We start from the raw sequence: 15,636 nt of genomic DNA on the forward strand, positions 1-15,636 counted from the left end.
GGATGGGTAATAAGATTTAAAAGTATTTTTTAGTGGTATTAGGTGTTGTAGCGACAGTGTCAGTCGCAACGTTGTCTTTAGCGATATTTAAGCCGGCGACGTCATCAATCCTTGGCGCGTTTGCTTGACGGTCAATAGCGACAGTCGCTTGCTTAAGCTGCTCTTGAAGGCTTCTATTCTCTTTTTGAAGTCGACTAATCTCCCACTTATTTTGAAAGACCTTAAACAAGAGTAACGATAATAAGAGACCAATAAGCACACCAAGTGCCAAGCAAATAATCAATAATAGCCCTAAGTTCATGGCTGGGGCTTGCGAGAAGATTAGATTGACCGCTACTTCTGTATTATTGGCCAACACCAACCCTAAAGAATAAGCAAATACTAAGAACAATAATACTAATAAAATAAATCGCATATCCAAACTTCCTCATTATCAAGATTTGTACAACTCTACTGGATACTGCGGGGTTCAGATAGTCAGTAGCGTTGATAATAATAAACTTTAATTATCATTTCAGCTGTCAATCAGCAACCCATATCTTAATACAAATAGGGCGACGCAGATAGTATTTTCATTACTAATGGCTTGGAAGGGATGATTTGGTCGATAATCAAGAATGAGAGCTCATTCTTTTAAGATTCAAGGTGTTGTCTTTCTCCCTTAAGTGTAGCCTCTAATAATTTTTGACTATTAATTCACTTCATCCACCAGCTGTAGCCAACCTGCTAGTCGCCATGGTCCCATTGGTAAATTTACTACCACCTATTAATCAAGCTTATTTCAATTCTCTTTACAATTTCATAGATAATTGCTGATATATACAGTCTGTAATAAAGCTATTATTGATGGCTCTTCATTACTCACAGCAATAAATTATGAAATTAATGACCATTGTTAGTCAACATAAATCAGTAGTGATAAAATATGATACTGAGATTAATCTAAGTCCTTTATGTCGGCATTATCATTCACCGCTTCACGCAATGCTTTTCCAGGTTTAAAATGAGGTATTGCTTTAGCGGGCACTTCTACACTTTCCCCAGTTTTTGGATTGCGCCCTATTCTTGCTTGTCTGTGATGCAAGCAAAAGCTACCAAAACCTCTTATTTCCACTCGGCCATCATCTACTAGAGTTTCGACCATCAATGATAAAATGTGGCGAACCGCTTCATCAACGGTAGCATCCGTCATATTATCGCACGATGCCCCTAAGTTACTTATAAAGTCTGATTTATTGATTACCTGTTGCATAGTCGATCTACCTTTTAAATAGCCTGTAATGTTAGTCTTATCCATACTAGATCTCTGAATAACCATAAGTTATTCAAAACTATAACTTAAATTAAAGTAATAATGGTAAAAATATTAAGATATATTTAATAATTTTTCAGTATTAATTCTGCCTAAATATTAATAGTTATGTATTTTTTCTTAATTGCAGAGGTTATTGAACTCTCTAGCGCCTTCGTACTAGAAGTGATTAATTGCGCTCTGCATTAGCATTTACTCTAAAGTCATAAAAAGCTAAAAACTTAGCATATGACAATACTCAACTAATGTCTATATTATACCGTACCATAATAGCAAGGTAACAATCCACTCATAATTAAACTCAAGTTTGCTAAAAACAAGGCACTTAAAATTAAGACAAAAAAAGGAGCGACTTAAGCCGCTCCTTTTTTCAACAAGACTGTTTAAATAGTATTATTGCATTTGTTCTTTGATCAGATCACCAATAGTTTTTGGCTGAGCTTCAGAGCCAGATGCTGCTGGAGTATTGCTGCCCAAGTCTTTAATCGCTTGACGCTCTTCAGCTTCATCTTTTGCTTTGATAGACAAGCTGATATTGCGTGATTTACGATCAACACTGATGATTTTCGCTTCAACATCATCACCGACATTTAGGTGCTTAGTCGCGTCTTCAACTTTATCACGCTGAATCTCTGAAGCACGTAAGTAACCTTCAACTTCATCAGCTAACTCTACGGTAGCGCCTTTAGCGTCAACTTCTTTCACTTTACCATTAACGATGCTACCACGGTCATTAGCAACTAAGAACTCATTGAATGGATCAGAGCTTAGCTGTTTAATACCTAGGCTAATGCGATTTGCTTCTGCATCCACAGAGAGAACCATAGCTTCAACAGTATCACCTTTGTTGTAGTTACGGATAGCGTCTTCACCACTCTCGTTCCACGAGATATCTGATAAGTGAACCAGACCATCGATACCGCCATCAAGACCAATGAAGATACCAAAGTCAGTGATAGACTTGATAGTACCAGTGATCTTGTCACCACGTTGATGATTTTTATCGAACTCATCCCATGGGTTAGGAAGCGTTTGCTTGATACCCAAGCTAATACGACGACGCTCTTCATCAATATCAAGAATCATGACATCAACTTCGTCACCCACTTGCACGACTTTAGAAGGATGGATGTTTTTGTTGGTGTGATCCATCTCTGATACGTGAACTAGACCTTCGATGCCTTCAGCGATTTCAGCGAAGCAACCATAGTCAGTTAAGTTGGTTACACGAGCTTGAACGATGCTGCCGACTGGGTAAGTCGCACCAACATTGTCCCAAGGATCAGTACCTAGTTGTTTTAGACCTAGGCTGACACGGTTACGCTCACGGTCAAACTTCAGGACTTTAACTTTTAGGTCTTGACCAACTTCAACAACTTCAGATGGATGCTTGATGCGACGCCATGCCATATCAGTAATGTGCAATAGACCATCAATACCACCTAGGTCAACGAATGCACCGTAATCAGTAAGGTTCTTAACGATACCTTCGATCTCGATACCTTCTTCAAGCTTATTAAGTAGCTCTTCACGCTCAGCTGAATTTTCAGCTTCCATAACTGCGCGGCGGCTAACCACAACGTTATTACGCTTTTGATCAAGCTTAATAACTTTGAATTCAAGCTCTTTGCCTTCTAGATGTGTAGTATCACGAATAGGACGTACATCTACCAAAGATCCTGGTAGGAAGGCACGTACAGAACCGATATCTACAGTGAAACCGCCTTTAACTTTATTAGAGATAAGACCAGTTACAACTTCGTCATCTTCAAAGATTTTTTCAAGCGCGTTCCACGTTTCAACACGTTTCGCTTTTTCACGAGATAGCAAGGTTTGACCCATGCCATTATCGACGGCTTCAACTACCACGTCGACGTTATCGCCAACTTCTACTTCAAGCTCGCCTTCGTCGCTTAGGAATTCTTCGCGAGCGACGATACCTTCAGATTTAAGACCGGTATCTACAGTGATCCAGTCATTGTCGATGGCGACAACAGCACCTGTGATGACTGAGCCACGCTCAATATCAAGACCCTGTTCTTCTAGGCTCGCTTCAAATAGTTCAGCAAATGATTCCATTATGTCTACCTTTGTATAGCCGTATCCTGTCCAGCACAGTACGGATCAAATTAATGCCATCAGTAGAAATACGCTGGTTTTCACTCTACTAATAACATGTTTAAAAGCTTTTAAATCTATTACTACAAATTCTTTATAAATATAAGTCTTTGATTATTACTGCACAAAAACTTTAATAGAATGTCCTACATTTACTCTCATTACCCAGACTTAGTACTGATTACCAACCAGTCATTTTACTAATGAATTAGTCATTAACACAAATACCTTTGGTCTGGCAATGCTGCTTAATTGCTTCATATACCTGATCAGCATCTAATGTAGAGCTGTCGATAACTAACGCATCTTTGGCAGGTTTTGAGGGCGAAGCTGCACGAGACTCATCACGACTATCTCGATCTTGAATAGTGGCCAAAATCGCCTCATAGTCAGCTTCTTGACCCGCTTTTTGTAACTGAGCTACACGCCTTTGGGCACGCGACTCACTACTGGCAGTTAAGAATATTTTGACATCAGCGTTAGGAAATACCACGGTTCCCATATCGCGGCCATCGGCAATCACTCCTGATTGCTCAGCCATTCGCTGCTGTAGACTCAATAGTGCCTGACGTACTTTAGGGAATACTGCAACTTTTGAAGCATAGCCCCCCACTGTCTCATTACGGATATCATTACCAATCAAAGCATCATCGACTAAGATATCAACGTTACCCGTTGCCTGATTTGGCATAAAACTAATGGTTAACTTTTGTGTTAAACCAGTAATAGCCTCTTCATCAAGTGGGATAGAACTGCTATTATTAAGTAGCCCTGCTTCAAAGGCCTTTAATCCGACGATTCTATATAAAGCACCAGAATCCAGTAGCTGATAATTTAACGCTTTGGCCAGCCGCCATGCAGCTGTACCTTTACCTGCTCCGCTAGGCCCATCGATAGTAATTACTGGGTAGCGCATTTTGGACGCTCTATCATCGGCAGTATCACATTCTAGCGTCATATATCCCTTAACTCTATCATTGGTTAGACCATCATAAATATGGCTTGCTGTCCATCAATCGTACATTGTATAAGTATTTTAACTGATATTTGTAACTACACTCACGCGTTAGCTGATTGAATCTTCGATTTGTTTAGATTTACTATAAAAATAACCAATCTCCTAGACTTTCGTTCAGCTACTCAAATACCAAAGCTAAATAGGGCAATATTATAGCAAACCATAATCCTAATCACTAGCAATGATTACAATTTATTAAGCTTCTTGGATGCTACGTAAGATATTTCTAAACCTTTTTGACTCACTCTTAGTTTGATTGACGGGTAGCTTACTTTTCCGCTTATTAATTTATCATTAAGGCAGCACGTCTATAGAGCGCTAACAGTTTTTCGTTGCCGACGTAGTTTAAAGAATCTCTTTAACAACTGACTGCTTTGCTCAGCACACAGTCCGCCCGCTACCTGAATATGATGATTGTAAAAATCAAAGCTGGTTAAGTCTAGTTGACTGCCTAACATACCTGCTCGCGGCTCACGAGTTGCATAAATAATACGGCTAAGACGAGCATGAATCAGCGCACCAAGACACATTGTACAAGGCTCTAACGTCACATACAGCGTCGTATCTGCCGGCAAGCGATAGTTTTGTATGGCTGTACATGCAGCTCTAAGTGCGACTATCTCGGCATGACAAGTCGGATCATGCTGGCTAATGGGCTGATTGAACCCCTGACCTATGATTTTATCTTCATGAACCAAGACTGCCCCAACAGGAACTTCGCCAAGACTAGCACCATTTTGCGCCATCGCTAATGCTTGCTGCATCCAGCTGACGGCTTGTGGTTGCCAGAATACTGCTGTTTCAGTGCTATCTAACTTTGTAAACGACGATAGCTGCTCATCACTAGTTTTATATAAACTGTTTTTTGGCTTTAGATAGTTCTGAGATAACTGTGGGACACTGCTGGTAAGCATGTTATTGATTTACTCTCCTAACTTTAGTATCGACTGATTACTGTGGTAACTGCCAATCGATCGGTGACTTGCCATATTGCATCAGATATTCATTAGTCTTAGAAAATGGCTTGGTACCAAAGAACCCACCTCGGTTCGCGGCCAATGGTGAAGGATGTACTGACGTCAATATCAGATGACGGCTGGTATCGATAAACTTCCCTTTGCTCTTAGCCTTGCTACCCCATAAGATAAATACCGTATGCTCGGTCTGCTCATTAACCACATCGATGACCGCATCAGTGAACTGCTCCCAACCTTGACCTTGATGACTACCCGCCTGACCGGCTTCAACAGATAAGGAAGCATTAAGCAGCAATACCCCTTGCTGCGCCCAATAAGTCAGATCACCATGCGCTGAATATTTGGTTCCTATGTCATCAGCCATCTCCTTTAAGACATTGTTTAAAGATGGCGGCTTAGGAATGGTCTTGGGCACAGAAAACGACAACCCCATTGCTTGACCAGGGTTGTGATAAGGATCTTGACCTAAAATGACGACTTTGACTTTCGATAATGGCGTCAAATCAAAGGCGTTAAACATTAGCGGTGCAGGTGGGTAGATGGTCTTGCCTGCTTGATACTCTTGCCTCAAAAAGGTACGTAAATTATCCATATTGTCAGAGGTCAGCTCGTCTGCCAATGCAGATTTCCAATCTTCAGGCATACGCACATTGGCCAAAATGGCTTCTTTTTCGGCGTTAGTCTTTTTTGTGGTTGCCGGATCGTCAAACAGTTCCATAAGTCTTCTCTATATAAAAATTAGTATGCCTAAAAAACGGCTACCGAAGTAACCGTTTATGATAAATAGAAACACGCTTAGTAGTCAAAGCTTAGCTGGGCATAGATTGTGAATGGTCGCCATTACGAGAGCCATGGGTCTCTACCACGGTAAGCAAAATCTCACGGTTATTCACCGTAGCTTTATCCATCGCTTTGGGCTGATTATCATCTGCCTTATCCGTAGAGATAGTACTACTACCCTGCTCAGATTCATCTTCTGTTGGCTGAAGCGTCACATGAACAGTACCCCCATCTGCCAAGTCACCAAACAGGATCATACTTGCCAATGGCTTTTTGATCTCATCTTGGATAAGGCGCTGCATAGGCCGTGCACCCATAAGACGATCATAGCCTTTGGCCGCTAGATAATCACGGACCTCATCATCAATCTCTAGCATGACCTGCTTATCATCCAGCTGCGCTTGTAGCTCAACTAAGAACTTGTCAACGACAGAAACCACAATCGATGGATCAAGAGGATTGAACTGAATGATCGCATCTAAGCGATTTCGGAACTCAGGGGTGAATACCCGCTTTAACGCCTCTGAGTTGTCCTTGCTATGATCTTGATGGGTAAAGCCCATAGAGGCACGGCTCATGCTGTCTGCGCCTACGTTAGTGGTCATAATAAGAATGACCTGCTTGAAGCTTGACACCCGGCCATTATTGTCTGTCAAAGTTCCGTGATCCATGACTTGAAGCAATAAATTAAAAACGTCCGGATGTGCTTTTTCAATTTCATCAAGCAGTAATACGCAGTGCGGGAATTGATTGATTTTCTCTGTTAATAATCCGCCTTGGTCAAAACCGACATACCCTGGGGGCGCACCAATAAGTCGCGAAGCAGTATGAGCTTCCATATATTCCGACATATCGAAGCGTACCAACTCTACTCCCAGTAAGTTGGCTAATTGACGCGATACTTCAGTCTTACCCACACCAGTAGGACCCGCAAACATAAAGGAGCCAATCGGTTTATCAGGAGACTTCAGTCCAGCTCGTGACAGCTTAATCGCATCAGACAATGTGTCAATAGCTTCGTCTTGACCGAAGACCAAGCGCTTGAGATCGCGATCTAAATGCTCAAGTAATGACTTATCATCATTGGATACTGACTTGGGTGGAATCCGCGCCAGCTTAGCAACGATAGCTTCGATATCCTCTACATCGATTACTGTCACACTTTTATGAGCTTCAGCACTATTATGGCTGGTATCAGATTTGGAGACATCGACTTTATCACTCGTCGAAGTATCATCATTTGTAGAATCATCTACATCATCAGCAGCCTGATGCATTGATTTCGGCCCAGATTCAGCAGAGTCTGAATCTTGAGATAACTCAGCAAACTCAAATGACTTAGCCTTACTGCTGCTCGTCTCTTCTTCGAGAGTAGTCAGTAGCGCATCTTCAGCTTCAGTGTCCGCAACCTCAGGAGTGATGCCCAAGCGCTTATACGCACCCGCCTCATCAATCACATCGATCGCTTTATCTGGTAAAAACCGCTCATGAACATGTTTAGCAGATAGCTTTACCGCACTAACCAATGCGGCATCTGTATATGAGACATTATGAAACTCTTCATAGCGGGGTTTTAATCCCCGAAGAATATCGATACTGTCTTCGATACTCGGCTCTTTGACATCAATTTTTTGGAAGCGTCTAGACAACGCATGATCCTTTTCAAAGACTTGACGATACTCACTAAAGGTCGTCGAACCAATGCAGCGCAGTTCACCGTTGGCTAAAGCAGGCTTAATAAGGTTAGACACGTCCATATTGCTGCTCATAGAAGAGCCAGCACCAATAATCATGTGAATCTCATCAATAAATAAGATGGCATTGGTTTTTTTTCTTAGGGCATCCAGTAGGCTTTTCATGCGCTTTTCAAAGTCACCGCGGTATTTGGTGCCAGCGATTAAAGAACCTATATCCAAGCTATAGATGACGCAGCCATTAAGAGGCTTGGGCGCTTTTTCATTGATAATAAGCCACGCAAGACCTTCCGCTATAGAGGTCTTACCCACACCGGGGTCACCTACCAATAGAGGGTTATTTTTGCGGCGACGACATAATACTTGTGCAGTACGTTCGATTTCACTAGCGCGTCCAATTAATGGATCGGTCTTACCCTCAGCGGCACGCTTATTTAGATTGGTAGCAAACTCTACCAGAGGATCTTTACTGGTCTTTTCCGAACGACTATCAGAGCTGATGCCAGATTTCGCTTCGCCATCATCAGCTTTATCTTGACCATGAGATAGATACTGGGTCAATTCAAGTCGACTAACACCTTGTTTTTTAAGTAAATATACCGCATAAGTATCATGCTCAGAGAACATTGACACTAATATATCAGAGCCTTCAACCAAGCGCCCACCACCGATAGACTGCACATGAAAAATCGCGCGTTGTAAGATTCTATCAAAGCTTTGCGTGGGCTGCGGAGACTGCTCGACGTCTTCATCAAGAGTTGGAGTATGCTTGTTAATATAGGCTTCCAGCTCTGCACGAAGCGTCGATATATCTCCGCCACAGGCCTTTAGCGTCGTAGCGGCATGATTGTTCTCAAGTAGAGCTAACAGTAAATGCTCTACAGTGAGATATTCATGAGATTTTTGCCGGGCAAGAGTCATTGCCAGGCGCAAAGACACTTCTAAATGACGACTTAACATAAATATATCCTACGGTTGAACAGGTCTTAGCTATCTTTACTATAGCTTAATCGGTTTTTTGTACCATGACAATTAAGTGAAGGGTACAATCAAGGGTATCAGTGGCTAAAGGCGAGTGGCTGCTTTGTCATTAAAATGTGCGTAGTGAGCTTGGCAAACAATAGTAGTGTAATAGCGCATTGGTATCGGTATCAGCTTTGTAAAAACTTAAATCTACATAAGACAAATGCCTATTGAGCAAAGCTTAGAATAATATCAACAAAAACACCATACCACTAAGCTGCTTGATCCCACCATATTCATCCTGTCTCATATACACGTGAATTAAAGACACGATGATAGGACTGTACCACGAACTTGATGCTCCTGTCTTTTCCTTTGATGAGCGTTATCAGATGATAAGAGATTATTAGGGTGTATTAGGTGTCCTAAATGATACCTTTGCAGCCCTTAGACTATACACAGATAAGCCTACTCAATATCTTCCTTAACTCTCAGAGGCCTTGACCAAGTAATTTTATAATTCTACAAGCTATACCCTTTAAATAAGGTTTGCTAAGTATAAAATCAAGAGCAGCCGCTAAATCATTTCCATGAATGCTGCCATTAAGATATCACCGGTATAAGAAGGAATGCTAACGCTTGAATATCACGTTAGCTGAGAACAGCAATCGTATAGTAGAGTCGCTATTGAAAGCAGCCAGAAGGGCTAGAGTGTTGCTATTTGATAAGGGTTGATTCTGAGAAACTATGCCAAGAGAAGCGAATAAATCGAACCATGAATAGCAACACAGAACAACATAAAAAGCAGAGAGGAAGCTTGTGTACAGGAAGATTATAGTGATTGTTTAGATTTATGCGCTGATTGATTGGCTAATATGGAAGAATAATAGCCTCAATCTCGCAATTATATCGCTGAGTTATTCACCTTGATGAGGTTCAATTTGCGTTAATAGAGGGTAACCTTCGCGGTTGGCTAAACTATTTACCTTCTGTGCCTTTGTCTCAGCGATATCCTTTGGATAAATGCCAGCTATGCCCTTACCCGTATTATGGATACTCAGCATGATCTCTACCGCGGTATCAATATTGTGACGGAACTCTGATTGCAGTATATGAACAACAAACTCCATCGGCGTGTAGTTGTCATTGTACATTACTACCGCATACATAGGCGGTTTAGCCAATTCTGGTTCGGCAACCAGTACGTCCGCTTGTGGATTACTCTCGGTATCATCGTCCTGCGCAAAGGGACTCACTGGCACATTAGGATAATGCCAATCTAGCACTGGTGTTAGCAGGGAGGGTTTAATTAAATTCATAAACTTAAATTATCAAAGTTGTCTTTGAAATAGGTAAATAAGGCCAAAGAAATAAAAATAACTGATTATAAAGATGGGCCTGAGTAATAGTAGTCCTTTAAGCAACACATAGGGCTTGGCAACTTCCCTATTCTCATTGAGCATAATTAGGCATTACGCAACACACACAGGTTTATAAGCATTATTCAGAGTCTACAGGGTTTTTATCCACCTCAGGTAAATCTTCTAAAGATAGCGGCATATCTTCTACACTACCACCCAACTGCCAGTTGTATAGATTTTCGCTATTTTGGCCACCTGCGCTAAGATCTAACTTTACTTGTAAAGGCTCAAAACCTTCAGGCATCATAAATCGACCACGAATCCTTGCGATACCATTAATATCGTAACGGCTAGGATCTAGTGGAACTTCAACCAGGCTGTCATCATTGAGTAATGTCAATGTCGGTCGAAGTGTCTTAACACTACCATCTTTACTCAGCATCGCGACATCGAATCGGTATTCAAAGGCATTTTCAGGGAGAGGTTCGATTTTTGCGCCAATCACCTGAAGGGGCATACCGCCTTTTTTGACAATATAATCTGCAAATACCTGATTGACCTGCTGTAGCTGTCGACTGGTAACCTTAAGCGACTCATCTGCCTGCCGTAGCTCGTCTAAGTTAGTTAAGCTAATCGCTAACTCTTGCTTGGCCGTCGCGACGTCATTAGTTAAGATCTCATTTTGTTGTTTGAGCGATTTGACCTGCTCGACCGTCAATGATTCACCATCTACGCTTTTGGTTATGGCCTCTTGCGAGGCATGAAATCCGCGCTGATAGCCAATCTTCTGACCGAATATTAGAGCTACTATTGCTGTCGTTACCATAGCCAATACAAACAAGACCAAAACCCAAGTAGTGAAGCCTGATTGGCCACTTTGATTACAAACCTGCGGTGTCCTGCCCGTGTTAGACGTTGTCAAATCACTCATTATCTTCATCATTACCGTTAATATTAGCGAATGCGCTGGCTGGCAACTGTCCCTAATCTTGCAAACTAAGTACAAAATAACTGACTACGCAATCTTGTAAAGGGAGTCTTACCTTTTGAGTTAAGAACGCCGTATTATAACGGAAAAACCCCTTAATACCTAGCTTACTTAAATAATGTCTAATTATATTTCAGCTGAACTTATCTGCTGGTTTCGCTTAACTTTTAATGTTTGTCATGGTCTGACCATAACGTAGATAGCCACTCATATAAAGTAAATGACAAGTCGCAAGCCATCAATCACACAGTAGTAATATCCGCAGCACTAAAACTGATACGCAAAACAGTAGCTGGTATAAATTTACTAGCAAGAGGTCATGAGCTGACTGAGGCGGGGGTAAATTTATTCCAGCGACGTTGTGTCAACTATAAAATGGATTGACTGTATAACACTGTGCGCTCAAAGATTAACCGCTTAACGTTGTTGTGATAAATCATGGCACTACCGGCACATGCGAGAGACCCAAACTCTCTTCCAGACCAAACACCACATTCATGCTCTGAACAGCTTGACCAGCCGCACCTTTAACCAAGTTATCTTGCACGACCAGTACGGTCAGCTCTTGATGCGTATTATCTTGCACTACAGCGATCCGTAATCGATTGCTCGCACGCACGCTTCTAGAATCTGGGTATAACCCTGCTGGCAAGACATCGACAAACTGCTCATCGGCATAGCACGCCTCAAACTGCTGCTGCCAATTTACCTGACAACCAGCCTCGGTTAGCGACAAATGAATGGTCGAGAACATCCCACGAATCATAGGAACCAAATGCGGAACAAAGCGAATACGCTGAGCAAACTGGCTAGAGAGTAGCTGCATTACCCCCTGCTCCATCTCCGGCAAATGACGATGCCCCGTCACCCCATAAGCTTTAAAGTTATCACCAGCTTCGGCAAAGTTTAAGCCGATATCAGCCTTGCGTCCTGCTCCCGATACCCCCGACTTGGCATCAACGATAATACGTTTATCAATTAAACGCTCACCTTGCTGATTCTGCTGTTCAATCACAGGCTTTAGACCTAAGATAGCAGTGGTGGGATAGCAGCCAGGATTGCCAACGATACTGGCAGACTTCAGCTGATCGCGAGTAACTTCTGGTAAACCATAAATAGCTTGTTTTAGCAGCTCCGGACAAGCATGACTATGCTTATACCAAGCTTCAAAATCCTCAAGGGACTGTAAGCGAAAATCAGCTGCTAAATCGATCACTTTAACGCCCGCCTCAGTAAGTCTTGCTGCATGCTGCATCGCTACCCCATGTGGCGTGGCAAAAAATACCACATCACACTTCGTCAATGCATCAAAGGTTGACTCATCCATATCGCTAAATACTAAGTCCGACACGCCGCGCAAACTGGTAAAAACCTCATCCACACGGGTCCCAGCCTCGCTTCGGGAGGTCAATAAGTCAATAGATACTTTCGGATGCCCAGCTAATAATCGAATAAGCTCGACCCCGGTATAGCCAGTACCACCTACAATCGCTGCTGAAATCATAATTCATCCTTTATAAAAGGCATTAATCTACGCCCTAGTATTTAGAGCGAAAAACCATCAATAAAAAATATCAATATAAGTTACCAATATCAATTATCTCTAAAAGTCCATAATGTATATCGATAGAAGTTATCGATAAAAGCCACTATCGAACAGTCAATAATAACCACTAGAGCCGGTATTCGTGAACGGCATCGACAAATACTTTTGCATTATCAGGATTGACCCATTGAGTAATCCCATGCCCTAAATTAGCCACATAGCCAGTTTTGTCGCCAGTAGCATAGGCATCATCAAGCATCAGCTTGACAGCTTGACGGATAGACTCAGGTGAGCCATAAAGCGTCGCCGGATCTAGATTACCTTGAACCGCTTTACTGCCTTGCAGCTTTTTGTATTTTTTGGTCAAGTTACGCTGCTGCTCAGTCAATACTTGCCGCGCCCTATCTAAAGGCATGGTCCAATCTAAACCAAGGCCATCTGCTGCACTATCCGCTTGCACGTCGAGCCATAGTCCCCCCCCTTTGGTAAAGAGCACCACGGGCACTTCTGGATGTCGCTGCTTAAGCTCAGCGACTATTCGCTTATTATACGCATGAGAAAACTCTACAAACTGACGATGCCCCAGCGCCCCACCCCAGCTGTCGAATATCTGAACCACCTGTGCCCCTGCAACGATTTGGGCATCTAAATAATCAGTGACGGCCACGGCAAGCTTGTCCAAAAGTTGATGCAGGAAATCAGGCTTACTATAGAGCAAGCCTTTAGTATGACGGTAGTCTTTAGAGCTACCTCCTTCAATCATATACGTGGCTAGCGTCCAAGGACTGCCTGAAAAGCCGAATAAAGGCACCTTACCATTGAGCTCTTTACGGATACTGGTCACAGCGCGCATGACATAGTCTAAAGAGTCATTGACATCCAGTACAGGTAGCTGTTCAAGATCTGACTGCTTTCTGACCGTGTATTTAAATTTAGGGCCTTCACCTGGCTCAAAATACAGGCCCAAACCCATGGCATCAGGGATAGTGAGGATATCACTGAATAAAATAGCAGCATCCAAGTCAAAGCGGCGCAAGGGCTGCAGTGTTACCTCAGTAGCCCGAGCCGTGTCTTTGCAGAGACTTAAAAAGTCACCTGCCTCTGCACGAGTTGCTTTATACTCAGGAAGATAGCGACCAGCTTGGCGCATCATCCATACAGGCGTGGTGTCTACAGGCTCAAAGCGCAGTGCCCGCAATAAGCGATCATTCACTAACGGAGCAAACTTTGGCTTTGATTTATTTACTGGCGACATTGGCTCAGACCCACTCATTAAACTCTCCAACTAAATTTTAAATTTCTGATTATCTTTATCAAATTTGCTTTCATAGATAATACTTGTAAAGCCAACTTATTAAGATATGTGCTATTAACCGAACCACAACGCATGATCATCGACATCAATGTGGTTCGGCTAATCAATTTTTATCACTTTAATAGCTGCTCTTCTCGAGCGCAGCGCATTACTAGCTGTCTGTCTAATATCACAACTTTTAACGATTCAACAGACATCAGCTATCAATAAATAAGCCCCTGTCAAATAACTGACGATTGAACTAGGGTTCAAGGGGTTACTCTAAGATGCCGCTACTTGATAACCAATCATAAACTGGTGACAAGGCGTCAATTGATGACTATGCTAAGATTGCCATGTCGTCTCGATGAACCATCACTACGCGCTCTTCACTGCTACCTAGTATCTTATCAAAGTGCTCAGTACGCTCACGAGCCACTCGCTTGGCTTCTGTAGAGGAGAAGTTCACTTGACCGACGGCTAGTCGCTCGCCAGAGTCTTGGTGAATGATCTCTACCACATCACGCTCATCAAAATCGCCACGAACCTCAACAACACCGACGGGCAGTAAGCTCTTGTTATTTTCGACTAGAGCTTTGGCCGCACCGGCATCAACCACTAAACTACCAGCCATTCTTAAGTGCGCTGCTAGCCATTGCTTTTTAGCGATCATCTTATCCGTATTGTTAATTGTTAACAGCGTGCCCAAAGGCTCACCCGAGACAATACGGGTAATCACATCGTCGGTGGCGCCGCTGACAATGACCGTTGGACAACCACTCATGGCGGCAAGACGCGCTGCACGAATCTTGGTCAGCATCCCGCCTCTACCCAACTTGCCCCCATCACCAGCAATGTCAAATAGATAATCCGCCATGGCTCGCTCTTGACGGATTAGTTTTGCCTCTGGATTTTCTCGAGGATTATCGGTAAATACCCCGTCTTGGTCAGTCAATATGATATATAAATCAGCTTGGACCATAGCAGCAGCCATAGCACCCAAGGTATCATTGTCGCCAAATTTAATCTCATCAACTGTGATAGTGTCATTCTCGTTAATGACTGGCAGCACTCGCCACTCAATTAACTTATTTAGAGCGCCCGAAGTATTAAGGTAGCGCCGACGATGCGATAAATCATCATGGGTCAGTAACAACTGCGCACTTTGCACACCATGTTGAATCAAAGCGGACCACCATGTCTCAATCAAACCCATCTGCCCAATAGAGGCGCAGGCTTGCAAGGCGGCAAGCTTCTTGGGACGCTGATCAAGATTCATGCGTACCACCCCTTCTGCGACAGCACCTGAGGAGACCAATAACACCTCCATACCTTGATTGTGCAGATGAGCAATTTGCTTCGCCCAACCATAAATAGCGGTACGGTCAAGCCCGCGACCATTATTGGTAAGCAGTGATGAACCGATCTTTACCACCACACGGCGAATATTAAAGTCGCGTGGCAAGGCAGCGTACCGTGTCTCATCACTCATGCTAGCAATATTATCACTATTGATAGGGTTTATTGGTTCGATCTCATTGACTGGTGTTGCAGTAGTCTCTGTCATAGCTTCCTTATATATCGT

At 42.8% G+C, this 15,636-nt stretch carries 12 protein-coding genes; all 12 read right to left on the reverse strand.

The window, feature by feature from the left end:
* Positions 1–16 precede the first annotated feature (16 nt).
* Positions 17–415: a lipopolysaccharide assembly protein LapA domain-containing protein gene (locus tag EGV92_RS00250; protein ID WP_131667230.1), complete on the reverse strand. Its 399-nt coding sequence runs from the start codon at positions 413–415 to the stop codon at positions 17–19.
* Positions 416–937: 522 nt separating this feature from the next.
* The gene (locus EGV92_RS00255) at positions 938–1,252 is read right to left on the reverse strand and encodes an integration host factor subunit beta (RefSeq protein ID WP_131668036.1); all 315 of its coding nucleotides are present in this window, start codon (positions 1,250–1,252) and stop codon (positions 938–940) included.
* A 453-nt stretch (positions 1,253–1,705) separates the two neighbouring features.
* A complete protein-coding gene (gene rpsA, locus EGV92_RS00260; RefSeq protein WP_131667231.1) occupies positions 1,706–3,391 on the reverse strand; it encodes a 30S ribosomal protein S1 in 1,686 nt (561 codons plus the stop codon).
* 247 nt (positions 3,392–3,638) lie between these two features.
* A complete protein-coding gene (gene cmk / locus EGV92_RS00265) occupies positions 3,639–4,388 on the reverse strand; it encodes a (d)CMP kinase (RefSeq protein ID WP_242678539.1) in 750 nt (249 codons plus the stop codon).
* Between the two features lie 368 nt (positions 4,389–4,756).
* Positions 4,757–5,212, reverse strand: coding sequence for a tRNA adenosine(34) deaminase TadA (gene tadA / locus EGV92_RS00270; RefSeq protein WP_131668038.1), 456 nt, complete (start codon positions 5,210–5,212; stop codon positions 4,757–4,759).
* Between the two features lie 187 nt (positions 5,213–5,399).
* Positions 5,400–6,143: a uracil-DNA glycosylase gene (locus EGV92_RS00275; RefSeq protein ID WP_131667233.1), complete on the reverse strand. Its 744-nt coding sequence runs from the start codon at positions 6,141–6,143 to the stop codon at positions 5,400–5,402.
* 91 nt (positions 6,144–6,234) lie between these two features.
* On the reverse strand, positions 6,235–8,859 hold the full coding sequence (locus EGV92_RS00280) for an AAA family ATPase (RefSeq protein WP_131667235.1): 2,625 nt from the start codon (positions 8,857–8,859) through the stop codon (positions 6,235–6,237).
* A 920-nt stretch (positions 8,860–9,779) separates the two neighbouring features.
* Positions 9,780–10,181: an ATP-dependent Clp protease adaptor ClpS gene (locus EGV92_RS00285; RefSeq protein WP_131667237.1), complete on the reverse strand. Its 402-nt coding sequence runs from the start codon at positions 10,179–10,181 to the stop codon at positions 9,780–9,782.
* A gap of 181 nt (positions 10,182–10,362) precedes the next feature.
* The gene (locus EGV92_RS00290) at positions 10,363–11,154 is read right to left on the reverse strand and encodes a hypothetical protein (protein WP_242678540.1); all 792 of its coding nucleotides are present in this window, start codon (positions 11,152–11,154) and stop codon (positions 10,363–10,365) included.
* A 493-nt stretch (positions 11,155–11,647) separates the two neighbouring features.
* Positions 11,648–12,715: an N-acetyl-gamma-glutamyl-phosphate reductase gene (gene argC, locus EGV92_RS00295; RefSeq protein ID WP_131667238.1), complete on the reverse strand. Its 1,068-nt coding sequence runs from the start codon at positions 12,713–12,715 to the stop codon at positions 11,648–11,650.
* A gap of 169 nt (positions 12,716–12,884) precedes the next feature.
* Entirely contained in the window at positions 12,885–14,030 is a 1,146-nt protein-coding gene (gene hemE, locus EGV92_RS00300; protein WP_242678541.1) for a uroporphyrinogen decarboxylase, read from the reverse strand.
* Positions 14,031–14,391: 361 nt separating this feature from the next.
* On the reverse strand, positions 14,392–15,543 hold the full coding sequence (proB, locus tag EGV92_RS00305) for a glutamate 5-kinase (RefSeq protein WP_131668041.1): 1,152 nt from the start codon (positions 15,541–15,543) through the stop codon (positions 14,392–14,394).
* Positions 15,544–15,636: the final 93 nt, after the last annotated feature.

Origin of the sequence: Psychrobacter pygoscelis, assembly GCF_004335015.1 — a bacterium.
Classification (GTDB): domain Bacteria; phylum Pseudomonadota; class Gammaproteobacteria; order Pseudomonadales; family Moraxellaceae; genus Psychrobacter; species Psychrobacter pygoscelis.